Source organism: Pseudomonas nunensis, assembly GCF_024296925.1.
GTDB classification, from domain to species: domain Bacteria; phylum Pseudomonadota; class Gammaproteobacteria; order Pseudomonadales; family Pseudomonadaceae; genus Aquipseudomonas; species Aquipseudomonas nunensis.
Map to the genome: position 1 here is coordinate 3,428,593 of NZ_CP101125.1, position 23,333 is coordinate 3,451,925.

The 23,333-nt window shown below is 60.4% G+C and carries 21 protein-coding genes; 10 read left to right on the forward strand and 11 right to left on the reverse strand.

Annotation, left to right across the window (positions count from 1 at the left end; genetic code table 11):
• The first annotated feature begins 4 nt into the window (after positions 1 to 4).
• From NK667_RS14600 to NK667_RS14620, 5 genes are all read left to right on the forward strand, one after another.
• Positions 5 to 964 carry an amidohydrolase family protein gene (locus NK667_RS14600; protein ID WP_054615213.1) on the forward strand — a complete coding sequence of 320 codons (960 nt, stop codon included), beginning with the start codon at positions 5 to 7 and terminating at the stop codon, positions 962 to 964.
• A complete protein-coding gene (locus tag NK667_RS14605; protein WP_054615214.1) occupies positions 957 to 1,901 on the forward strand; it encodes an amidohydrolase family protein in 945 nt (314 codons plus the stop codon). The genes NK667_RS14600 and NK667_RS14605 overlap by 8 nt, the downstream gene beginning before the upstream one ends.
• A 31-nt stretch (positions 1,902 to 1,932) precedes the next feature.
• Positions 1,933 to 3,510, forward strand: a complete 1,578-nt coding sequence (locus NK667_RS14610) for an aldehyde dehydrogenase (NADP(+)) (protein ID WP_054615215.1) — start codon at positions 1,933 to 1,935, stop codon at positions 3,508 to 3,510.
• Between the two features lie 122 nt (positions 3,511 to 3,632).
• Positions 3,633 to 4,205, forward strand: a complete 573-nt coding sequence (locus NK667_RS14615; protein ID WP_054615216.1) for a PPC domain-containing DNA-binding protein — start codon at positions 3,633 to 3,635, stop codon at positions 4,203 to 4,205.
• 75 nt (positions 4,206 to 4,280) lie between these two features.
• The gene (locus tag NK667_RS14620) at positions 4,281 to 5,588 is read left to right on the forward strand and encodes an OprD family porin (protein WP_054052734.1); all 1,308 of its coding nucleotides are present in this window, start codon (positions 4,281 to 4,283) and stop codon (positions 5,586 to 5,588) included.
• Between the two features lie 361 nt (positions 5,589 to 5,949).
• On the opposite strand, the gene NK667_RS14625 is transcribed toward NK667_RS14620, so the two are convergent.
• The 3 genes from NK667_RS14625 to NK667_RS14635 form a co-directional block, all read right to left on the reverse strand.
• The gene (locus NK667_RS14625) at positions 5,950 to 7,128 is read right to left on the reverse strand and encodes an integrase core domain-containing protein (RefSeq protein ID WP_054055318.1); all 1,179 of its coding nucleotides are present in this window, start codon (positions 7,126 to 7,128) and stop codon (positions 5,950 to 5,952) included.
• Between the two features lie 124 nt (positions 7,129 to 7,252).
• Positions 7,253 to 8,191, reverse strand: a complete 939-nt coding sequence (locus NK667_RS14630; protein ID WP_054615217.1) for a pyridoxal-phosphate dependent enzyme — start codon at positions 8,189 to 8,191, stop codon at positions 7,253 to 7,255.
• Positions 8,192 to 8,303: 112 nt separating this feature from the next.
• Positions 8,304 to 9,095 (reverse strand): SDR family NAD(P)-dependent oxidoreductase, encoded by a 792-nt coding sequence (locus NK667_RS14635; protein ID WP_054615218.1) that lies wholly within the window; start codon positions 9,093 to 9,095, stop codon positions 8,304 to 8,306.
• Positions 9,096 to 9,220: 125 nt separating this feature from the next.
• On the opposite strand from NK667_RS14635, the gene NK667_RS14640 reads away from it, so the two are divergent.
• The 4 genes from NK667_RS14640 to NK667_RS14655 all read left to right on the forward strand — a co-directional run bounded on the left by NK667_RS14640 (position 9,221) and on the right by NK667_RS14655 (position 12,252).
• A complete protein-coding gene (locus NK667_RS14640; protein ID WP_054615219.1) occupies positions 9,221 to 10,159 on the forward strand; it encodes a GlxA family transcriptional regulator in 939 nt (312 codons plus the stop codon).
• 199 nt (positions 10,160 to 10,358) lie between these two features.
• Complete coding sequence (locus NK667_RS14645; protein WP_054615220.1) at positions 10,359 to 11,018, forward strand: methyltransferase family protein; 660 nt, start codon at positions 10,359 to 10,361, stop codon at positions 11,016 to 11,018.
• Between the two features lie 98 nt (positions 11,019 to 11,116).
• The gene (locus NK667_RS14650; RefSeq protein WP_054055342.1) at positions 11,117 to 11,419 is read left to right on the forward strand and encodes a transposase; all 303 of its coding nucleotides are present in this window, start codon (positions 11,117 to 11,119) and stop codon (positions 11,417 to 11,419) included.
• An 8-nt stretch (positions 11,420 to 11,427) separates the two neighbouring features.
• The gene (locus NK667_RS14655; protein WP_236708629.1) at positions 11,428 to 12,252 is read left to right on the forward strand and encodes an IS3 family transposase; all 825 of its coding nucleotides are present in this window, start codon (positions 11,428 to 11,430) and stop codon (positions 12,250 to 12,252) included.
• Positions 12,253 to 12,385: 133 nt separating this feature from the next.
• On the opposite strand, the gene NK667_RS14660 is transcribed toward NK667_RS14655, so the two are convergent.
• The 7 genes from NK667_RS14660 to NK667_RS14690 form a co-directional block, all read right to left on the reverse strand.
• On the reverse strand, positions 12,386 to 13,054 hold the full coding sequence (locus NK667_RS14660; RefSeq protein WP_054615221.1) for an HAD-IA family hydrolase: 669 nt from the start codon (positions 13,052 to 13,054) through the stop codon (positions 12,386 to 12,388).
• 173 nt (positions 13,055 to 13,227) lie between these two features.
• Positions 13,228 to 13,635: a response regulator gene (locus NK667_RS14665; RefSeq protein ID WP_054615222.1), complete on the reverse strand. Its 408-nt coding sequence runs from the start codon at positions 13,633 to 13,635 to the stop codon at positions 13,228 to 13,230.
• Between the two features lie 112 nt (positions 13,636 to 13,747).
• The gene (locus tag NK667_RS14670; protein ID WP_054615223.1) at positions 13,748 to 15,355 is read right to left on the reverse strand and encodes a GMC family oxidoreductase; all 1,608 of its coding nucleotides are present in this window, start codon (positions 15,353 to 15,355) and stop codon (positions 13,748 to 13,750) included.
• Positions 15,356 to 15,520: 165 nt separating this feature from the next.
• A complete protein-coding gene (locus tag NK667_RS14675) occupies positions 15,521 to 16,738 on the reverse strand; it encodes a mandelate racemase/muconate lactonizing enzyme family protein (protein WP_054615224.1) in 1,218 nt (405 codons plus the stop codon).
• A 1-nt stretch (position 16,739) separates the two neighbouring features.
• A complete protein-coding gene (locus NK667_RS14680) occupies positions 16,740 to 18,059 on the reverse strand; it encodes an MFS transporter (RefSeq protein WP_054615225.1) in 1,320 nt (439 codons plus the stop codon).
• A gap of 192 nt (positions 18,060 to 18,251) precedes the next feature.
• A complete protein-coding gene (gene aldA, locus NK667_RS14685) occupies positions 18,252 to 19,676 on the reverse strand; it encodes an aldehyde dehydrogenase (protein WP_054616269.1) in 1,425 nt (474 codons plus the stop codon).
• A 146-nt stretch (positions 19,677 to 19,822) separates the two neighbouring features.
• The gene (locus tag NK667_RS14690; protein ID WP_054052751.1) at positions 19,823 to 20,755 is read right to left on the reverse strand and encodes a LysR substrate-binding domain-containing protein; all 933 of its coding nucleotides are present in this window, start codon (positions 20,753 to 20,755) and stop codon (positions 19,823 to 19,825) included.
• 438 nt (positions 20,756 to 21,193) lie between these two features.
• On the opposite strand from NK667_RS14690, the gene NK667_RS14695 reads away from it, so the two are divergent.
• Positions 21,194 to 22,429 carry an MFS transporter gene (locus tag NK667_RS14695; protein ID WP_054615226.1) on the forward strand — a complete coding sequence of 412 codons (1,236 nt, stop codon included), beginning with the start codon at positions 21,194 to 21,196 and terminating at the stop codon, positions 22,427 to 22,429.
• Here NK667_RS14695 and NK667_RS14700 read toward each other — a convergent pair.
• A complete protein-coding gene (locus tag NK667_RS14700; protein ID WP_054052756.1) occupies positions 22,367 to 23,281 on the reverse strand; it encodes a LysR family transcriptional regulator in 915 nt (304 codons plus the stop codon). The genes NK667_RS14695 and NK667_RS14700 overlap by 63 nt on opposite strands.
• Between the last annotated feature and the right edge of the window lie 52 nt (positions 23,282 to 23,333).

Below are 23,333 nucleotides of genomic sequence, written 5' to 3' on the forward strand. Positions count from 1 at the left end.
CCACATGATCACGCTGCACGAACGCAATGGCTTGCCGAACCTTGCCGCCGAAGATGCGCTGCCGATTGTCGATGCCCACCATCACTTGTGGGACCTCGGCAACGGTCGTTATCCGTGGTTGCAGGACGAGTACCACGAGGGGTTTTTCCTCGGCGACTATCACAGCTTGTGGCGTGATTTCTTGCCGGAAGACTTCCTCGCCCTGACCGAAAAGCAACGTCTGATCGGCACCGTACACGTCGAGGCCGAACGGGCGCGGGATGAGCAAGTCGCCGAAACCCTGTGGCTGGAACAGGTGAATGCGCGCTACGGTTTCCCGAATGCCATCGTCGCCCACGCCTGGTTCGATCGCGAAGACAGTGCCGAGATTCTTGCGGCCCAGGCTGCGCGGCCACTGGTGCGGGGGATTCGTTCCAAACCGGTGACCTCGGCGTCGCCGGATGTCTCGATTGCCGGCGCTCGCGGCACCATGCAGGACCCGAAATGGCTGGAAGGTTTTTCGCGGCTGGCTGAACACGGTTTGTCCTGGGACTTGCGCGTGCCGCCGTGGCATCTGGTGGAAGCCGCCGAAGTGGCGGCGATGTTTCCGCAGATCCAGATCGCCCTGAACCACACCGGTTTTGCCTGGGATCGCAGCCCGCCCGGCATGGCGCGCTGGCGTGAGGGGCTGGAAGCGCTGGCGATGCAGCCCAACGTGCATATCAAGCTGTCGGAGTTCGGCTTGAAGGATTCGCCCTGGAACTATCAGGACAATCGCGTGGTGGTGATCACGGCGCTGGAAATCTTCGGTCCCGAGCGTTGCATGTTCGCCAGCAATTTCCCGGTCGCCGGGTTGCGCGCGTCCTACGACACGATTGCCGACGGCATGGCCGCGATGCTCGCGCCGTTGGGCCGTGCGGTGCAGGAAGCAGTGTTCGCTGGCAATGCTCAACGTTTCTATCGCCTGGAGCCACAACATGGATGACTGGCGCGCACGCTTTCTGGCCAGCGGCGACGATGCGGACTTACCCATCGTCGACGCGCATCAGCACTATTTCGATATCAAGGCCCATTACTACCCTTGGCTCAACGACCGGCCATTGCGACCGTTTCGCTATGGCGATTACTCGTCGATCTGCCGCAACTTTCTGCCCCACGACTATCGTCGGCTGACCGGCCAGCATCGCATCGTGCAAACGGTGGTGATCGAGGGTGAATGGGACCCGGCGACTCCGGCCGAAGAAGTGGGTTTTATCGAGTCGTTGGCGCAAGACGAACCGACCCTGGGAGCCATGGTCGGGCAGGCCTGGCTGGATCGCGAGGATGCGCCGAGCCTCTTGCGGGAGTACGGCAAACACCCGCTGGTGCGCGGCGTGCGCCACAAACCCACGGTCACCAGCCGTGAAGAATGGCGCGAAGATTTCGTGGCGCCGGGCTCCATGCGCGATCCCCGTTGGCGCGAAGGTTATGCCCGACTGGCCGAAAACGGCCTGCACTTCGAATTGCAGGCGCCGTGGTGGCATTTGCCGGAAGCGGCGGAGCTGGCCAGAGACTTTCCCGACGTGACCATCGTGGTCAATCACACGGCGCTGCCGGCGGATCGCTCGGCAGAGGGTTTAGCCGGTTGGCGCGACAACCTCGCGCTGCTGGCCCGCGAGCCAAACATCGCCCTGAAGATTTCCGGCATTTGTATCCCCGGCCAGGCATGGCCCATCGAGGCCAACCGCGTGGTGGTGAACGACGCGATTTCGATTGTCGGGGTCAGTCGCTGCGCATTTGCCAGCAACTACCCGGTCGATGGCGTGGTGAACAGCCTGAGCGAAGTGTTCGACGGTTTCAAAACCATCGTCAGGAATCGCCCCCGCGCCGAACGCCTTGCCCTGTTTCACGATAACGCCCGACGCATTTATCGGCTCACTTGATCCCTATCTGAACAGCCCTTAAGGAGTTCCCATGTTTGAAGTTTCAGGCCACAACTACATCGCCGGCACTCGCTCGGCACGCGGTTCGAACACCGTGCAAAGCCACGACGCCAGCACCGGCGAAGCGCTGCCGTATCGGTTCCATCAGGCGACCGTGGAAGAAGTGAACGCGGCTGCCGAAGCAGCGGCCACGGCGTACCCGATCTTCCGTAATCTTTCAGCCGCCCGACGTGCCGAATTCCTTGATGCCATCGCCACTGAACTGGAGGCGCTGGACGATACCTTCATCGCCCTGGTCTGCCGCGAAACCGCCCTGCCCGCCGGGCGCATTCAAGGTGAACGGGCGCGCACCAGCGGCCAGATGCGCCTGTTCGCCACAATGCTGCGCCGGGGTGATTTCTACGGTGCGCGCATCGACCGCGCACTGCCAGATCGCCAACCTTTGCCGCGCCCGGACCTGCGCCAGTACCGCACCGGCCTCGGCCCGGTCGCGGTGTTCGGCGCCAGCAACTTTCCGCTGGCCTTCTCCACCGCTGGCGGTGACACCGCGTCCGCCCTCGCCGCCGGTTGCCCGGTAGTGTTCAAGGCCCACAGCGGGCACATGGCGACTGCCGATTACGTCGCCGATGCGATCACCCGTGCCGCGCGTAAAACCGGCGTGCCTGACGGCGTGTTCAGCATGCTCTACGGCAGCGTCGGCGAAGCGCTGGTCAAGCATCCGGCGATTCAAGCCGTAGGCTTTACCGGGTCGTTGCGCGGTGGCCGGGCCTTGTGTGACATGGCGGCGGCGCGGCCGCAGCCAATCCCGGTGTTCGCCGAGATGAGCAGCATCAACCCGGTGTTGCTGATGCCCGAAGCGCTCAAGGCCCGGGGCGAAAAAATCGCCAGCGAACTGGCGGCGTCCGTGGTGTTGGGCGCCGGGCAGTTCTGCACCAATCCCGGTTTGGTGCTGGGTATTCGCTCCCCAGAGTTCAGCGCTTTCCTCGAACGTTTTGGCGCGCTGATGGGCGAGCAAAACCCGCAGACGATGCTCAACACTGGCGCGTTGAAAAGCTACTGCCACGGTTTGGACAACCTGCATGCGCACTCTGGTATTACGCACCTGGCCGGCGCCGCGCAACAGGGCAATCAGGCACGGCCGCAACTGTTCAAGGCCGATGTCAGCTTGTTGATTAACGGTGATGAGTTGCTGCAAGAAGAGGTCTTCGGTCCGACTACCATCGTGGTCGAAGTCGCCGATCACGCCGAGTTGCTCCGGGCGCTTCACGGTTTACGCGGCCAGTTGACCGCGACCCTGATTGTCGAGGATTCGGAACTCAACACTCTGGCCGAAGTGCTGGCCCTGCTGGAGCAGAAAGTCGGGCGCGTGCTGTTCAACGGTTATCCGACCGGCGTGGAAGTGAGCGATGCGATGGTGCACGGCGGGCCGTATCCGGCGACCTCGGATGCGCGCGGTACGTCGGTCGGGACGCTGGCGATCGATCGTTTCCTGCGGCCGGTGTGCTATCAGAACTGCCCGAACAGTTTGTTGCCCGAGGCCCTGAAAAACGCCAATCCGCTGGGCATCGCCCGACTGGTTGATGGGGCCAGCAGCCACGCTGCGTTGTAGGTCATTCAGGCCAAGCAACACCTAACAACCAAAAGCTACTCCAGCGCCTGTTGAAAAACAGGCGTCGGACACGCTCGTCCCAAAACCGCTGTAGCCATAAAAACAACAACAGAGGAACACCGATGAAAGTTCAACTTCACCCGACACTGCGCTTGTCCAAATTGATGTTGGCGCTCACCGCAGCCGTGCTGATCAATTCAAGCGTTTCCCCATTCGCGGTGGCAGAAACCGCACCCGCCGCGACGGCCGCGCCCATGCAATGTGCAACTGAAACTACACCGCGCTACACCAAAACCCCCACCGGTTATCTCATGGTCCTGCGCATGGGCGACAACGCCTTCAAGGAGCTGACCAAACTGGCCATCGCCGAGAAGATCCCGAGCGCTTCCATCAGCGGTATCGGCTTCGGCAACGTGAAGTTCGGTTTCTGGAACAAGGATAAAAAAGATTTCGACGCCAAGATCTTCAGCAACGTCGAGATGGCCAGCATCACCGGCTCCGTGGCCTGGAAGAACGACCAGCCTTCGATCCATATGCACGGTGTCGCCGGTGACGCGACCTTTCAGGCCTATGGCGGCCACATCCTCGATTTCGACGTGACCACCGGTTCGATGGAAATCACCGTGATCGTGCACCAGCGTCGCCTGGAGCGCGGGATTGATCCGTGCATTGGCGCCAACGTCCTGGGTATCTGACGCAAGTTCCAGGCTCCCGCAACTGCGGGAGCCACCCTCCTGAATTCGAATTACAAAAAAATAGGGGCGATTTAGATGAGCCACAAAAGCACGGCTGTAACCCTCGCACTGGGCGCCATTGCGCTCAGCACCCAGGCACACGCGGACTTCCTGAGCGATAGCAAAGCAACCCTGAGCCTGCGCAACTTCTACTTTAATAACGACAACCGCGATGGCACCGCCACGCCTTCGAAAACCGAAGAATGGGCGCAGGGTTTTATGCTGGATTACAAGTCGGGCTACACCGATGGCGTGGTGGGTTTTGGCGTTGATGCGTTGGGTTTGATGGGCGTTACGCTGGACAGCGGCAAGGGCCGGCATGTGGGCAGTTCGATGATTCCTTCGGACACCGATAACAGCGCGGTCGATCAGTGGAGCCGGTTGGGGTTGACCGGCAAGGTCAAGGTATCGAAAACCGAACTGCGCCTGGGCACGTTGATGCCCAAGCTGCCGATCCTGGTATCCAACGACGGCCGCCTGCTGCCCCAGACCTTTGAAGGTGGCCAGATCACTTCGGGGGAGTTCAAGGACCTGACCTTCACCGGTGGTCGAATCGAACACGCGACAGGCCGGGGTTCAAGCGATCAGACCGGATTGGCGGCCACGGGCGGTACGCGGGAAAGCAATGCGTTCGACTTTGCCGGCGGCGACTGGAAAGTCACCAAGGACCTGACCGCGCAGTACTACTACGCCAACCTCGACAACTACTACACCCAGCAGTTTTTCGGCCTGATCCACACATTGGCGATTTCGGAAGGTCAATCCCTGAAAACTGACTTGCGCTACTTCAAGACCGACTCGTCCGGGGCCAACAGCTCGGGCACCTCGGGCTACAAGATCAGTGGCTACACCGAGGGTGGTGATGGCGAGATCGACAACAAAACCTGGAGCGCGGCGCTGATCTACAGCCTGGGCGGCCATGCAGTGACCGCCGGTTATCAAAGCGTGTCGAGCGGCAGTGGTTTCACTCAGCTCAACCAAGGCACCTTGCCGGACAAAGGTGCTGCCGGGGTCAGTCTTTATTTGTATACCGATCGCCTGATCCAGACGTTTACCCGCGCGGGTGAGCGCACGTCATTCGGGCAATACGCGTATGACTTTGCGGCGCTGGGGGTGCCGGGGTTGAAAGCGTCAGTCATGTACCTGAGCGGGGACAACATCAAGACGGTTTCTGGCGACAACCAAAAGGAATGGGAACGGGATATCAGCCTGGATTACGTCCTGCAGTCCGGCGCGCTGAAAGGCGTCGGGTTTGGCTGGCGTAACGGCAAGTCGAACAGCGAAGCGTCCCGAAACCAGGACCAGAACCGGCTGATCGTGAGCTACAGCATCCCGCTTCTATAGGAGCAAAGCTTGCTCGCGAAGGCGTCTGTACATCCAACATCTTCGCTGCTAGTTACACCGCTTTCGCGGGCAAGCCTCGCTCCTACAATTGATATGGGTTGCACCGGGTATTTGTGAACAACCCACCCCCCTGTCGGAGCGAGGCTTGCCCGCGAAGAGGCCATCACATCCACCATCCTCATCGCCTGACACACCGCCCTCGCGAGCAAGCTCGCTCCCACATTGGAGCTCGGGTGGATGCAGGATCTGTGATCAAACCCAATCCCCCTGTGGGAGCGGGCTTGCTCGCGAAGGCGTCGTGTAAGGCAACATCGATGTCGACTGTTACTCCGCCTTCGCGATGTAGAAACGGACACATCCTTTACGATTGAAACCGGGGACGTCCTTTACGTTTCTGCTGGCTTGAAAGGCGGGTTTCGCCGCTTTTCAGCCTGCCTAAAAGGTAGTTACAAAGGTAAATATCCCACACATCATCGTCCACTTCCTTGAGCCCTAACGCCTCACCTGCCAGGGATTCACTGACGAAAATCATCTTACCTTTCCATTTCATCGACCCATTCTGCCTGACCATGCGGATCGTCATGTCCGAAGCGTAAACGGCCTCGGGCACGTGTCCGTCGTACTGCCGTTGAGATGGCTCGTAGAGGGCCGCAGGAACTTTCATCTCTAAAGCCTTGTGTGGTCTTACGAAATTGAACTCCTGTCGAAACTGTTCGAATGCCAACTGTTGCTCCACCAGATTACGTTCCGGTGCGTGAAGCAATGCAGCCTTGAGCGTTCGGTGCATGCGTTCATGACGGCCATTCTGGTCAGGGCGCCCCGGCTGGATTCTCTCCGGATAGATCCCTAGTCGTATCCACCACGCCGCCAGACTGGATATGCGTGAAATACCGGTGGAGGCAAAGGGGGAGCCATTATCTGTGCGGATTACGTCAGGCAAACCGAACTCTCGAAATGCCCAGTCAAATCCTTCGCGGGCACCGGCAACGCTACTCTGAGCCCTGCACAGCAATAAAAATCGGCTGACATGATCGGTAATGGTCAGTGGGTAACAACGTTGGCCGTTCTGAAGTGCGAAGTCTCCTTTGAAGTCCGCAGCCCATGTCTGATTAGGCGCAGTGGCATCGCGCAGCGGATTTTTCCCTGCTGGCGGACGATTGAGAAAGCGGCGTTTCTGCACCAGGCCTGCTCGTTTAAGCCACTCGCCTGCCGTGCTGACAGCTGGCCAAGACAACTCTGGGTGATCGATCCTGAGGTTATGCACCAGCTTCTCAGGCCCCCAACTGTGGTGCTCGCGCTTGTACGCGATTAGCAACTCAAGCACCTCGTCGCTGATTTTGAAGGGGCTCGTATGCGGGCGCCGTGACAACTCCTTTAACCCATCAACGCCATGTGCCTCGTAGCGTGCAAGCCATTTGTCCAACGTAGGCCGGCTGAGCCCGTAGTGACGGGCCAGCTCGATTTTTGAGTAGCTGCCTTGCAGCCAGTCGCCTATGAGTTTGATTCGTTGATCCATCGGGGACTCTCGATTCCAGGGCATGGTCAGGCACCTCCTGACCGTATTTCACACCTGTAAAGGATGTCTCCGGTTTAAAACGTAAAGGATGTCTCCGGTTTCTACCCGAGCAAGCCCGCTCCCACAGGGTTTCGTGGTGGCTGCTTGTTCAGTTTGGTCTTTTTTCCGTACTGCCCGATGTACGCGCCCACCCCGCCACCAATTGCGCGGTGATGCTGACCCCGCCGCACACGATGATTACCACGTCATGAGCCTCGGCAATCGCTGGGTGATCGAGGTACGCCACCGCCAGTGACACGCCGCACGCCGGTTCGACCAACTGGCGCAGGTCGCTGGCGTAACGGACCACGCCCATGATCGCTTCGTCGTCGCTGAGCACTACGCATTCGTGGGGGAAGTCGCGAATGTGCTCCACCGGCCACGCCGCCACCTGGGCCGCGCCGAGCGAGGTGGCCACCGTGCTGATCCGCGCCAACCGCACCGGGCGTCCGGCTTCGACGGCAGCGGCAAACGACGCAGCACCTTCGGTTTCGCAGGCGACGATCCGGCAATCCATGCGTTTGTGGCGGATCAATCCAGTGAGGATCCCCGCCAGCAAACCACCGCCGCCGACCGACGTCACCACCACGTCGACCTCAGGGCAATCCTCAAGAATTTCATCAATCATCGTGCTGTGGCCTTCCCAGAGAACAGGATGATCAAACGCCGGCACATATTCAGTGTTGGCCCCCCGAGCCAGTTCCTTGGCCCGTTGATTGGCTTCGTCCCAGATTTTGCCGTGAACGAGCACCTCGGCCCCAGTCTTGCTGATCCGCACGCGGGTGCTTTCAGGCGTGGTGTTGGGCACGACGATGCAGGCTTTCAAGCCCAGACGAGCGGCGGCCACAGCAGTGGCGAACCCGGCATTGCCGCCGGACGGACACACCACTTTGCGTTTGCCCTGGGCCGCAGCCTGGCTGCACAAAAGTCCCATGCCGCGCAGTTTGAACGAACCGCTGGGTTGCAGGTTTTCCAGCTTGAGCCAGATGCGCCGGGTGGGCGTGGACAGGGTCGGGTGCAGAATCAGCGGTGTTCGGATGTGCAGCATCGAGGGCTCCTGGCAACACCCCGAGCCCGTCGAAATCCTTCAACGAGCCCGGGATGAAAAGGTGAATGGGCCTTATCCAAGCTTAGTTCACCCCTGCCCCTGCCCGACCTTTTCAACGATAACGCGGTGCCGCCGTGGAATGCCCGAACAGCCCCGACAGCGCCCGGCGTTGAGCCTCGTAAGCGTCCCATTTGTCGCCTTCGTGCAGGCTCGGAATCGTCACCACTTCGCCCTGGGCCAGCCCGGCCAGCGCAGCATCGACCATGTCCTGGGCCGACATCACGATCTCTTGCGGCAGGTTTTCCACCGGGTTGCCGGCCTCGCTCCAGAAGTCGGTGGCGGTGGCGCCGGGTAACACGGCCTGGATGCGAACGCCCTTGTCGGCCAATTCATGATGCATCGACTGGCTCAAGCCGAGCACAAAGGCCTTGGTCCCGCCGTACACGCCGTTGAGGATTTCCGGGCCGATGGCGACGATCGAGGAAATATTGATCACGGTCCCGGCGCCTCGGGCGACGAAACCCGGCACCACGGCGTAGGCCAAACGCATCAGCGCGGTGACGTTGAGGGTGATCATGTCTTCCATCTCATCCACCGGGCTGCCCAGCAGCGGCATGACCCCGCCGACCCCGGCGTTGTTGACCAGCAAGGTGATGCTGGCGTCGGTGCGCAGGATGTTTTCGACCCGCAGCAGGTCGGCCTTGTCTTTGAGGTCGGCGGCGACCACTTCCACGGCGCGCCCGGTTTCATTGCTCAAGTGGTTGGCCAAGGCGTTTAATTTGCTTTGGCTGCGGGCGACCAAAATCAGGTCGTAGCCTTGCCGGGCGAGACGGTCGGCGTAGACCGCGCCGATGCCGGAAGATGCGCCAGTGATCAGGGCGGTGCCTTTGGATGAAAGTGCCATGTCGCGTTTCCTTCACAATGAGGGCGATAAGCTCGCCGGGTGTGAACAGTTATAAAGCGACTGACACGAGTCTCAAATGACGTTTAAAGTACGTTTTCGGGACATGACCTTTTGAGGACACAAAAATGACTTCCGTGGCGTTTGTAGTGTTCGAGGGCTTCCAGTCCATGGCGCTGGCAGCCATGCCGGTGTTCGAGTACGCCAATTTCAGTGCCGGCGAGACCCTGTATGAAGTCAGCGTATTGTCCGAAGATGGCCGCACATTGCGTGCTTCCGGGGGCTTGAGCGTCGGCACTGAGGCGTTTGATAAGCGGGTGTTCGACACGGTGATTGTGGTCGGTGGCGACGCGATTCTTGAGCAAGCGCCCGAGGCGGTGCTGAGTTATGTACGTGACAGCGTAAAAACCGCGCGGCGCACGGCGTCGATTTGTTCCGGGGCATTCGTGCTGGCCCAGGCCGGGTTGCTTGAGGGACGCCGCGCCACCACCCATTGGGCGTACGCGCGGGAGTTGCAAGCACGGTTTCCGTCAATCAAGGTCGAGGAAGACCGGATCTTCGTGATCGACGGGTCGATCTGGACTTCGGCGGGCATGACCGCCGGTATCGACCTGGCGCTGGCCATGGTCGAAAAGGACCACGGCGCCGAACTGGCCCGGTCCGTGGCGCAGAAACTGGTGATGTACCACCGCCGCGCGGGTGGCCAGTCGCAGCACTCGGCATTGCTCGAACTGGAGCCGAAATCCGACCGTATCCAGACCGTGCTCGGTTTCGCCCGGGAGAACCTGGCGTCGACGTTGTCGGTGGAGCAACTGGCGGATGTCGCGCGACTCAGTCCACGGCAGTTCAGCCGGGCGTTTCGCGCCGAAACCGGGCAATCGCCGGCCAAGGCCATCGAGAACCTGCGCCTGGAAGCGGCGCGCCAAATGCTGGAACGTGGGCGATTGACCCTGGATCAGATTGCCGAGGAAAGCGGTTTTAGTGATCGGCGAAGGATGCGCGAAGCGTTTCTCAGGGCATTCGGGCAGCCGCCGCAAGTCATCAGGCGCAATGCCAGATCCGCATGACCCTGCTGCTGATGATCAGAAGCCCGACACCAAACCTGTGGCGAGGGAGCTTGCTCCCGCTGGGTTGCGCAGCGGCCCTGAAAATCTGTGAGCGCTCCGCACTCAAGCGGGAGCAAGCTCCCTCGCCACAAGAGCCCCTCAACAATCCCCCGATCCAGACGCTATCTACACTTGTCTTATGTAGCCTGTGGAGCTAGCCATGAACATCTCCCCCAAACTGGCATTTTTCGCCGTCGTGTCCACCCTCGCCTATCTCGGTCTCGCGGTGTGGGGGTTGGGTGGGTTTACGGCGTTCTTTTCGCACGGTTCGCTGGTCGTGGTGGCGTTGGCGACTATTGTGATGGCGGTGGCCTCGCTGTTCACCGAGGTCAACCTCAGTTCCGGCGAACGGGAAGACCGGGCCAATCGCTGGGTGCTGCCGGTGTTCGGGATTATCGGGTTGCTCAGCGGGTATTTGCCGGCGTACACCGACCGCATCGATTTCTGGACCTTCGGTGGCGAGGGCGTGCGTTGGCTGGGTGCGCTGCTGTTCAGTGTCGGCGGTGCATTGCGCTTGTGGCCGGTGTTTGTTTTGGGTAAGCGTTTCAGCGGACTGGTGGCGATTCAGCCGGGGCATACACTGGTCACCGACGGGATCTACCGCACCTTGCGCAATCCCAGTTACCTTGGGCTGATGGTCATTGGCATTGGTTGGGCGCTGGCGTTTCGTTCGGTGGTGGGGTTGATTCTGGCGGCGTTGACGTTGATTCCGTTGATCGCACGGATTCACTCGGAGGAAGCGCTGCTGCGGGCGCAGTTTGGGCGGGAGTATGAGGATTATTGCGGCAGGACGTGGCGGTTGCTCCCCGGCATCTACTGACACACCTCGATCTCTGTGGGAGCGGGCTTGATCAGGCCTAATGATTTTGGACACTTCAATCGGGCGTTATGATGGCGCCCAAATCTGAGGTGTTTGGTATGCGTACTTCTTATTCAACTGAATTCAAACTCAAGGCTGTCGGCATGGTGCTGGACGAGGGGATATCGGTTCCCGAGGTCTGTGCCAGTTTAGATATTGGCCCTACGGCCTTGCGTCGCTGGGTCGACCAGGTGCGTAAAGAACGCCAGGGTTCGACGCCGGTGGGAGCCAAAGCGATCACCGCTGACCAGCGAGAAATCCAGGAACTCAAAGCCTTGCTCAGGCAAAAAGACCGGGATATCGAAATCCTAAAAAAGGCCAGTGCTCTCCTGCTGTTGGACGCCAAAGATCATTCTCACTGATCAATGAGCTGGGCGAGCGATACGGCGTTAACGACTGCTGCCGGGTGTTTGAAGTCAGCCGCAGCAGTTTTTATGCCTGGCGTCAGCGCCAAGGCAAGGTGAACCCTGAGCGGGAGAAACTCAAAGCCATGCTGGTCGAGCATCACAAGGAATCCAGAGCGTCCGCGGGGGCGCGCACCCTCTCCAGGGAGCTGAAAGCCAAGGGGCATCGCGTCGGGCGGCACTTGGCTCGCAGCTTGATGCGAGAAGCCGGCGTGGTCAGTCGTCAGCGCCGGCGTCACAAATACAAGTCATCGGGTGTTGAAGCCTTGGTGGCGCCGCACGTGCTCAAGCGCGAGTTTGATGTCACGGCGATCAACCAAGTGTGGTGCGCGGACGTGACGTATATCAAGGTCGGCACGCGGTGGATGTATTTTGCAGCGGTTCTGGACCTGTTCGCCCGCCGGCTCGTGGGCTGGGCGTTTTCGATGATCTCGGATGCGGAGCTGACCTGCGAGGCCCTACGGATGGCGGTTGAGCTGCGAGGAAAACCCAAAGACGTGCTGTTTCACTCCGATCAAGGCTGCCAGTACACCAGCCATAAGTTCAGGAATGAGTTGCTGGCGAATGGGCTGCGGCAAAGCATGAGTCGTAAAGGCGAATGCTGGGATAACGCCCCGATGGAGCGTTTCTTTGGCAGTCTGAAATCAGAGTGGGTGCCTGAAGCCGGTTACCGCTCGGAGTATGAAGCCCGAGCTGATTTGCAGCGCTACGTGATGCGCTACAACAACGTCAGGCTTCATAGCTACAACGATTACCGGTCACCGGTCGCCATGGAGAAAATGGCGGCGTGAAAAACCGTAACGGGTGTCCAGAATTACTTGACCAGTTCAGCTTGCTCGCGAATGCGGCGGGTCAGCCTCTATCAATGGTGACTGACACGACGCCTTCGCGAGCAAGCCCGCTCCCACAGGGGAATGGGATGGGTCAGGAAGAATGCAGGCGGATTCGGCCATCGGCATCGGCGCGAACCACGGCTGATGCGTAATCGGCCATCGTGTCATGCGGCGTCTGGATCGGATGATCATGCGTCGATGTAATCACCAGCAAATCAGCCTCCGCCGCTTCAGCCGCCTGAATCCCCACGGTGGCGTCTTCAAAAATCAGACACTCCGTCACTTCAACGCCCAACCGCTGCGCCGCCAGTCGATAACCGGCCGGATCCGGTTTGCCCGCTTTCACATCTTCGGCCGTGACCATCACCGCAGGCTCGGGAATCCCCGCCGCCGCCATCCTGCGCAACGCCAAGGCCCGCGGTGCCGAGGTGACAATCGCCCACTGATCAGCAGGCAACGTCTTCAGAAACGCAGCCGCGCCAACCACCTCGACAATCCCTTCCACATCCTCGATTTCCGCCTCGGTAATAAACGCGGCCTCAGCCTCGGCGTCCAGCCCCGGCAAGCCCTGGCGATTGATGGTGTCGATGGCACGCGCCCCGTGAATCGTCGGCAGAAATTTCGCGACATCAATGCCATGGCGCAACGCCCACGCCGTCCAGATTCGCTCGGCGGCGGCGATGGAGTTGAGGACGGTGCCGTCCATGTCGAACAGAAAGGCGCGGTATGGCGTGTTGAAAACGGATTTTTGAGCAGGCAAAAGACAACTTCCTATCGCAAGGGGTCAGGCAGGTGTGTCGAGCAATGTACCACCGACAATTGATCACAATCGACGTAGGAACTGCCGGAGGCTGCGATCTTTTGATCTTGGTCCTCGGCGTATTCAATGCTGCCAAAAAACCAGGATCAAAAGATCGCAGCCTTCGGCAGCTCCTACAGAGGACGATGTGTCTTCAGAGCCCCTTCCACGCAATCGAGCAACTGCCCCAATGCCCACGGTTTCTTGATAAACGAAACCGCGTGCCGCACCCCGGCGCTTTCCGGGGTTTCGAAGCCGGACATGATCATGATCGGTTTTTCCGGCCAGCGGTCACCGAACTCATTGGCCAGGTCCGCGCCATTGCGCTTGCCGGGCATCGTGATGTCCGTCAGCAACAGCATGACCTTACCCGCATGTTCTTCCAGGTACAGCGTCGCCGCATCCGCGCTGATTTGCGGCTCCACGACAAAACCTTCTTCTTGAAGAATTTCGCAGAGAAATTCCAGAATCAGCGGGTCGTCCTCCACCACCAGTATCAAGCCGCCAGGTAACGACTCGCCCGCCATTGTTATTGGATTCATGACCTGACCACTCCCTGATTGCATAAATGATTTCGCAGCTCAAATCTGCCACCTATCAGGTATGAGCGGCGGACTGAGCGGAAATTCATTTTTGATACAAGCCAAGTTGAAATCAGGCGTCCTGCAGGATCAGATCGGCGCCCTTCTCCGCCACCATCAGCACGGCGGCGTGGGTATTGCCGCTGGTTACGTTGGGAAAAATCGATGCATCGACAATGCGCAATCCGTCAATTCCATGAACCTTCAACCGTTTGTCGACCACCGAACGCTGATCATCCGCGCCCATCGCGCAGGAACCGCACAGGTGATAAATCGAACCGCTGTTCTCGCGAAAGTACTGCAACATCTGTTCGTCACTTTCGACCACCGGTCCCGGCAACACCTCGGCGACGGTGATGCCCTTGAGCGCCGGCGCCTGCATGATCTTGCGCATCAGCCGACTGCCCTGGATCACCTCGTCGATGTCCTTTTGCGTGCTCAGGTAGTTGGGATCAATCAGCGCCGCGTCCCGTGGATTTTTCGAGGCGATCTCGATATGCCCGCGACTGGTGGGCCGGCACGGGTTGAAGCACAACAGGAAACCTGAATATGGCTCGGGCTTGAGGCTGGCCTTGTTGTTTTTCGGAATCTGGTACGACAGCGGGTTGAAGTACAACTGCAGATTCGGATTGGCCTGGGTGTCATCACCCCGGAAGAAGCCACCGGCCTGGTTGACGCTCATCGCCAGCGCGCCCTTGCGGGTCAGCAGGTATTTGAGCCCGAGCTTGAACTGGCCGAACAGCGAACTGAGTTGATCATTGAGGGTGGGAATGTTGGCTTTGTAGTAATAGCTGGCGCACAGGTGATCCTGCAGATTCTGCCCCACCGCCGGCAGGTGCTTGACCAGCGGGATTTGATGTTTGGCCAGCAGTGCCTGATCGGCGACGCCGGACAATTGCAGGATCTTCGGCGTGTCCACGGCCCCGGCACAGAGGATCACTTCCTTGCGCGCGGTGAAGGTACGGACCACGCCGTGCTGGGTCACGGAAATCCCGGTCGCCCGATCGCCATCGAACAAAACCAGATCCACCAGGGCGTAGTGCTCGACCGTCAGGTTCGGTCGGCTGAGCGCCGGGTGCAGGTGCGCGAAGCTGCTGGAGCAACGCTGGCCATCCTTGGTGTTGACATCGTAGATGCCCGAGCCTTCGAATTTCGGGCCGTTGAAGTCGTCGCTATGCGGGTAACCGAGTTCGTCGCAGCCCTTGAGGAACACGTCGCAGATCGGATGGGTCTGGCCTTTCATCGGGGTGATGCTGATCGGGCCGCTGCCGCCGTGGTATTCGCTGTCGCCCAGCGGATGGTTTTCCAGTTTGCGGAAGTACGGCAGCACGTCCTTGAAGCCCCAGCCGTCGTTGCCGTTGGCCGCCCAGTCGTCGAAGTCATGGGCCTGGCCACGGACGTAGACCATCGCGTTGATCGAGCCTGAACCGCCCTGCACTTTGCCGCGCGGGGCGTAGATTTCGCGGTTGTTGAGTTGCTTTTGCGGCTGGCTGTAGTACATCCAGTTGAAGGTCGGGTTGTAATACATTTTCGCGAAGCCGACCGGGATCTTGAACCACAGCGAGCTGTCCTTGCCGCCCGCTTCCAGCAGCAGCACCGTGTACTTGCCCGAAGCCGTGAGGCGATTGGCGAGGATGCAGCCGGCGGCGCCTGCGCCAGCGATGATGTAGTCGTATGTCATGCACGGTTACCGCGTAAGTCGTTATACAAAAACTGCGCACCTCTCCCTGTAGGAGCTGTCGAGTGCAACGAGGCTGCGATCTTTTGATCTTGCTTTTTAAAAAATCAAAAGATCGCAGCCTCGTTGCACTCGACAGCTCCTACGGGGGGATTGCGCCCTCTCTCGTCAGCCCCTGGCCGGCGATGTGTCTTTGACGTCGGCCGGGGTCGGCGCCATTTGCAGGTGCAAGCGCTCGCCGGTGTACGGCGAATGCCGGCGCACCACGTCCATGTTCAGTTCCACCCCAAGGCCCGGCTCGGTGGACGGGATGATGTAGCCGTCCTCCCATTGCAACGGCTTGGTCAGGACTTCGGCGTGGAATCCGCCCCAGGTCATGATGCTTTCCTGGATCAGGAAGTTCGGCGTGCAGGTGGCCAACTGGAAACTCGCCGCCGCGCCAATCGGGCCGTTATAGAGATGCGGCGCGATCTGCGCGTAATAGGCCTCGGCCATGCTCGCGATCTTCTTGGCTTCCAGCAGACCGCCGCAGCGAGCGACGTTCATCTGCAAAATCGACGCGCCGCCGGCCTGCAACAGCTTGAAGAATTCGTACTTGGTGGTCAGCCGTTCGCCGGTGGCAATCGGGATCGTGGTCTTGGCCGCGACTTGCGCCATGGCCTCTTCATGACCCGGCGGCACCGGCTCTTCGAACCACAGCGGGTCGTATTTCTCCAGGCGCTTGGCCAGGCGAATCGCCGAGGACGGAACCATTTGCCCGTGGGTGCCGAACAGCAGGTCGCACTTGTCGCCCACCGCTTCGCGGATCTTGCGGCAGAAGGTTTCGCAGCGTTCCAGCACTTCCAGCGAGATCTGGTGCCCGGAGTACGCGGTGTACGGCCCGGCCGGGTCGAACTTCACGGCGGTGAAGCCTTTATTCATGTTCTCGATGGCGCATTCGGCGGCCAGGTCCGGGTCGTCGTAGTCGTACTCGCCTTTACTGTTGACCGGGTACAGGTAGGTGTAAGAACGCAAGCGTTCGTTGACCTTGCCGCCGAGCAATTCGTAGACCGGTTTGTTCGCCGCTTTGCCGATGATGTCCCAGCACGCCATCTCCAGGCCGCTGACCACGCCCATCATGGTCAGGTCCGGGCGCTGGGTGAAACCACTCGAATAGGCCTGGCGGAAAAAGCGCTCGATGTGATGCGGGTCGTGGTTGAGCAGGTAGCGTTCGAACACGTCTTCGATGATCGGCAGCATGGCTTTGGGGCCGAAAGTCGCGGCGTAGATCTCGCCCACGCCTTCGATGCCGCAATCGGTCTTGAGCTTGACGAACAGCCAGTACATGCCGCCGATGTGCGGTGGCGGTACGGCGACGATATGGGTTTCAAGGGCGACGATTTTCATCTCAGGCACCTGTTTTTTTCAAAGATTTACGATTGATTCGGGCGCGCAAGGTCAGGGCCGCAAGGGTCCCGAGCAGGCCGACGAAAGCGATGTAGCCGAAATACAGCTTGTAACCAAAGGCACCGGGGAAATGCTCGGTGAGGTAGCCGTTGATCAAGGGAATAAAGGCGTCCGGCAGGTAACCGACCACCGAGACAATGCCGATGGCCAGGCCGGTGATGCGCAGCGGAATGTTGCAGGTGTCGAGGATCGCCCAGTACAAACCGCGAATCGCGTAGGTCATCAGGCCGATGAAGATCACCGTGCCGATCAGCAGGCCCATGCTGTTGAGCGCCGGGAACACGATCAGGCCGACCATCGCCAACGACGCGAGCAGCAACGCCACGATCAGCACCGAGATATTCGAGAACTTGTCACCGAGCCAGCCACCGCCGACGCCGCCAATCGGGCGCATCCACAGCTTGATGGTGGTGATGGTGCCGGCCATGACCGCAGTCATCCCGCCACCCTGCAGATAATCCGAGAAACTGTAGGTGGCCCAGAAGATGTGGTAACCGCAGAACACGATGGCGGTGACCAGCCACAGTTCAGGGATTTTCACCAACGTCGCCAGGTCGCTGAGCAGGTTGTACTTGCCCTTCTCCACCGCCCCGGTGTCGTCCATCGACTTCGGATCCTTGATCAGCACCAGCACACAGCCGATGGCGATACAGGTAAAGGCGTAGAGGTAAACCACGTGCTTGAAACCTTCAGCGGCGGACTCGCCACGGGTTTCGGTCGCGAAGGCAAACAGTCCCAGCGCGACCGTCGCCAGCAAGGCTTCCACCAGCCCGCGACCGCCATCGAGGATGCCGAAGAACCGGCCCTGTTCCGTGTGATGGGCAATCATCTTCACGCGCTTGAGCACCGAGGCCCAGAACGTCAGGCCGGTGGTCAGGCCCCAGCACCCGAAGATGATCATCAAACCAGTCATCGACGGCGCGGTGGAGTACCACAGGCCCAAGGCGCCAGTGGCCACCAGCGAGAAAAAGATCAGGAAACGCGGGGCAATCCTGTCCGCCAGCCAACCGCTCGGCAAGTAGCTGAGCAGGAAAATCGTGCCGAGCATCGAGTACAGATAACCCAGCTCGCTGTGGTTGATCTGGAACACTTCGAGCATGGTGGTCTGGTAGACCTGGCGCAGGTACAGGATCGGGTAGATCGCACCAGCGGCCAGTACCAGCAGCATCAATTGGATGTAGCGACTTCCCTTGTCACTGTGGCTTTTTGAACCCGCGTTCGAACCCTGAACAGCGGCAACAGTGGTTGCAGGCTTGGACATCGAGTAGACCTCTGGCGCCCAGTGGTCTGGGCGCTCTGATAATTGTTTTTATATATCTCAGGTGTACTCAGGCCTTTGTGGGAGCCGGCTTGCTCGCGAAAGCGGTGGATCAGGCTATTGATGTATCGACTGACACACCGCCTTCGCGAGCAAGCCCGCTCCCACATAAGCGAGAGAGGTGCTGCACGTGGATCAATACTTCATGACGACCAGTCGGGTCTGGGTGAACTCGAGCATGCCGTGCTTGCCGTCATCGCCGCCCAGGCCGGAACGTTTCCAACCGGCGTGGAAGCCCTGGTACGGGTCGGCCGGGGTGCGATTGACGTACAACTCGCCGGCCTCGATGGCGTTGGCGACTTTCATCGTGGTGCGGTAGTTCTCGGTGTACAGCACCGAGGACAGGCCGAATTGGTGATCGTTGGCCATGGCCAGCGCTTCGTCGATGTCGCGGTACTTGAGCACCGGCAACACCGGGCCGAAGATTTCTTCCTGGATGATTTCCATGTCCTGGCGGCAGTTGCTCAGCAGTGTCGGCGGGTAGAAATGACCGTGGCCTTCAGGAATAAAACCGCCTGTTTCCAGTACAGCACCGTCGGCGATGGCGCGCTCGACCATGGCGTGGATGTTCTGCCGAGAACTGGCGTTGACCAACGGGCCCATCAGACTGGCGTCAGTGGCGCGGTCGCCGAACTGCACGGCGCTGATCTTGGCTTTGAGCAGCGCGAGGAACTGGTCGTAGACGCTTTCCTGCACGTAGACCCGCTCCACCGCCGTGCACAACTGGCCGCAGTGGGTGGTCTTGGACGCGACGATGGCGCTGGCGGCGGCTTCCAGATCGGCGTCGGCTTCGATGATCGCCGGGGTTTTGCCGCCCAGTTCAAGCGATGGCTTGGCGATGTTGGCCTTGCAGTAATCGAGCACGATGCGCCCGGCGTTGACGCTACCGGTCAGGGTGATCAAACCGACGGCTTTGTGGGTGCAAACGGCGGCGGCAGTGGCGTGGTCCATGGTCAGGATATTCACCACACCGGCCGGCAAACCGGATTGCTGCACAGCCTTGGCGATTTCAAACGCCGAGGTCGGAGTGTTGTTGCTCGGGCGCACCACCACAGTGTTGCCGGCAATCAGCGCCGGGGCGATTTTGCGCAGCAAGGTGTAGACCGGGTAGTTGAACGGAATCAGGCACGCGACCACGCCAATCGGCTCGCGGTGCAGGAACAGGTTTTCGTTGGGGCTGTCGCTGGGAATGATCTCGCCTTCGATCCGCCGCGCCCACTCCGCGTGGTAACGGGTGATCTGCGCGGCGTAGCGGGCTTCGTTGCTCGCGTCGCTGACACTCTTGCCGGATTCGGCGGCCAGCGCTGCACCGATATTCTCGGCGCAGGCGTCCAGGGCGTCGGCGAATGCGCGCAGGTGTTCGGCGCGTTCGATGCTGGTGAGCTTGCCCCAGAGCTTCTGGGCAGCGGCTGCGGCGTCGACGGCGGCGGTGGCTTCAGCACCGGTGGCCGCCGAGACGTGGCCGACCAAGGCTTCGGTCGCCGGGTTGTAGACTGCAATCAGCGCATCGCTGGCAGGCTCAATGAAGTGACCGTTTACAAAGTTTCGCTCGAGTCGCATGTGCATCGCCCATCGTTGTTTTTATCCAGTTCCCGCAGTCTTGGCATCCGGGCCGGGTTGAACAAACGATTTATTGAGCGGGGTAACATTCGAAAAATGCAGGTTACCCCTATAGACGATGGGTTCCCACAGGGGGTTTGGTGTGGTTAGCTGGCGGCGGTGGACGGTTCGAGTTGGCGTTGCGCTAACCAGATTTCTTCCTGCAACCACTGGCTGAACACCTGCAATTGCGGATTCAGGGTCTGCTCCGGCCGGGTCACCAGCCAATAGGATTGATGCCCTTCCACGTGCACGTTCAGCACTTGGGTCAACTGCCCGCTGGCCAGTTCCGGTGCGACCATGTGCCAGTCGGCGATAGTGATGCCCAAACCGTCAGTCGCCGCGCGAATCGCCAGGTCCAGCAGATCGAATTCATAACCGCCCTGGGTGTCGACGCCGCTGATTTTCGCCGCATCCAGCCAGTGTTTCCAGGTCAGGTAGCGCTGGTCTTCCCGAGCCAGTACATGCAGCAACGTCAGGCGATTGAGGTCGATGCCACCCTCGCTCCACTCCCGTGAATACAGTGACGGCGCGCACACCGCGATGTGCCGTTCCTGGATCAGCAGCGAACTGTCCAGCCCATCCCATTCGCCATCGCCAAAACGGATCGCACAGTCCAGGGTGCTGGTTTCCGCCAGGCTGTCCTGCAGACGGGTGGTAATGCTCAACTCCAGTTCCGGGTGCTTCTCGCGCAGGCGTCCCAGGCGCGGCATCAGCCAGCGGCTGGTGAAGGTCGGCGGCGCGTTGATGTGCAGACGATTGGCGTGAGATTTCTGCTGGATGCTGCGCACCGTCAGCTCGATCTTGTCGAAAGACTGGTGCAGCGCCCGCAGCAACACCCGGCCGGCACTGGTCAGTTCGAGGTGATGATGCCGGCGTTCCAGCAGGTTTTCGCCCAGCTGTTCCTCGAGCTGGCGCACCTGGCGGCTGACCGCGCTCTGGGTGACATTGAGCAACTCCGCCGCCCGGGTAAAGCTGCCGGTGCTGCCGGCCACTTCGAAGGCTTTGAGCGCATTGAGCGCGGGCATTTTGCGTTTCATGGACAGGACTCGCGCAAGGGCTGACGAGCGCCAAGCATCCCACGGCTCGTGGGAAATTTCCTGAGTAACATGCATTTTTGTGTTGTGCACGGTGATTTGAAGCGGATGTGGGTTGGCTGTGTGTGGGAGCGGGCTTGCTCGCGAAGGCGGTGTGTCAGTCGACCTTGTTTTGGCTGATACACCGCTTTCGCGAGCAAGCCCGCTCCCACATTTGATCTGCGTTGCATCAACGGGGTCGTTTTCTGATTGGGAAACTGTCGCTCACGCATAAATAGCATGAGTATTTCGCCGCACACTCATGACTATTAAGCACTGGCTGTTTTCTTTATATAAACGCTAGTCTGCTTTTAATTAAACACCGCAATACACCGCCGCACTTACATAGGGCGAAACGTTCAACTTCGCCCCATCCTGTTGCAATTAATCCGAGCCGAATATATGCCGCCTACTGTTAATTCACCTGCCAGAAGTATTGGCCTATTGGCGCTCATCTTCACGGCCTGTAACGCCACCACCCACGGTTTCAGCATCTTCCTGTATTCGGCGTTATTACCCGAGATCCGCCAGGTGTTCAACCTGAGCTACAGCCAGGCTGCGTTTATCGCGGCGCTGTTGCAGCTGTTCTATATGGGCGCATCGATTGTCAGCGGCATCGCGGCGGCGTGGATCAGCCCGCGCAACATGGTGCGCCTGACGATGGCCTTGAGCCCGGCGCTGCTGGCCCTGGCGGTCGTTACACCCTGGGTGCTGCCGTTTGCGCTGTGCCTGGCACTGGTTTCGGCTTGTGCGGTGTCGAACTGGAACGCGATCGCGGCGCTGGCCTGCGAGGTGATCCCGGCCTCCCATCGCAGCCGCGTGCTGGGGCTGGCGTCTTCCGGGGCGGCGTTTGCAATTTGCCTCAACGGCGTGTTGATCGCTTTGCTGCACGGTATCTCGTTGACGCACTTCTGGCTGATCTGCTCCGCGCTGACGTTGATCGTCACCGCACTGACCTTCTGGGCCCTCGCCCCGCTCGCTAAACAGCAAGACCTCAAGCCCGGTCGCCCGCCTTCATTGCGCCGGGTCCTTCGGCAATGGCTGCACCTGTGCCTGGAGCACCCGGTGGCGCTGCATATTCTGCTACTCAGTGCTTTTATCGGCGGGATCAGCGGACCGTTCCTCAACTTCCTCTCAGCTTTCGCCAGCGAACGCCTGGGCGCCACCGCGCAAATCACCGGTTCACTGTGGACGCTGATCGGCATCGGCGGCGTTGTCGGTGGTTTGCTCCTGGGTGCATTGGCGGATCGCTGGGGCGCATTGCGGGTCATGGCGTTGAGCATCGGCGCGTTCGGCACGGCGATGCTGGCCCTGCTCTGGCAGCCGAGCCTGGGCCTGACTTGGTTGGCGGCCGGATTGTTCGCGCTGTTCTATTTCCCGGCCTGGGGTTTGATGGCCGCCTACCTCAGCGCACGCTTGAATCCGGTGCAGAGTCTGCAAGTGGTGAGCCTGAGCATGGTCGGTTATGGCCTGGGCAGCGCTACCGCCAATTGGCTGTGCGGCTGGCTGCTGCAAGCCACCGGGCAGTTCGCCCTGGTGCACGGCTGGATCGCCTGCTGGGTGGCGGCCAGCCTGTTATTGCTGGGGTTGATGGCCCGTCGCCAATCCCGCGAGCCCGCGCTCGGCCAGCCACTCTGAACGGCTCAACTCGCGGCTGAAAATCTCCACCAGCGCCTCGACCGCCGGCGCCTGAGACTGAGCTGAACGCCAGAACATCAACTGCGCCGGGTCGATCGGCGGGAAGCCCTGCGCGTCATCCAGCACCTGCCAACCCGGCGGCACCAGGCGTCGCGCCGTAACGCCCACAGACTGGCCCTGCTCGATGGCGATCCCGATGCCCCGCGGGCTCTGGCTGGTGTAAACCACATGCCACGGCCGCCCGGCCTCGGCCAGCGCCCGCACCGCGTTGGCCCGGAAGGCGCAGCCCTCGGCGTACACCGCCAACGGCACCGACTCGCCCTCGCCAGCGCACCACCCTTCAGCCGCCACCCACACCAGCGGCTCGTCGCACAGGTATTCCCCCGGTTGCAGATTGGCGTGCTGCACACCCAGCACCAGATCCAGTTCGCCGCGCTGCAAACGGCCGACCAGCGCGGTCGACATCTCGCAACAAATGTCCGGCCGCACCTGAGGAAACTGCGCCTGAAAGTCGCGTAGCACCCCGGCCAGGCAGAACTGGGCGTAATCCTCGGGCATGCCGACGTGAATGCACACGTGCTCGTCAGGCTGCTGCACGGCGTTGATCGCATCGGCGTGCAGCTTGAGGATCTGCCGGGCGTAGATCAGAAAGGTTTCGCCGCCGGGGGTCAGGCTCACCGAACGACTGGTGCGTTGCACCAGCGGCGTACCGACGATTTCTTCCAGCCGCTGCAAACTTTGACTGATGGTCGATTGGGTTTTATGCAGGCGTTCGGCGGCCGCGGAAAATCCGTGGCATTCGATAATCGCGACAAAGACTTTAAGTAAGGTCCCATCCAGTTCGCCTGACATAACTATCGCCCCTGCCGATGGATTCGATCACAACTTGTAATTTCCACTTCGC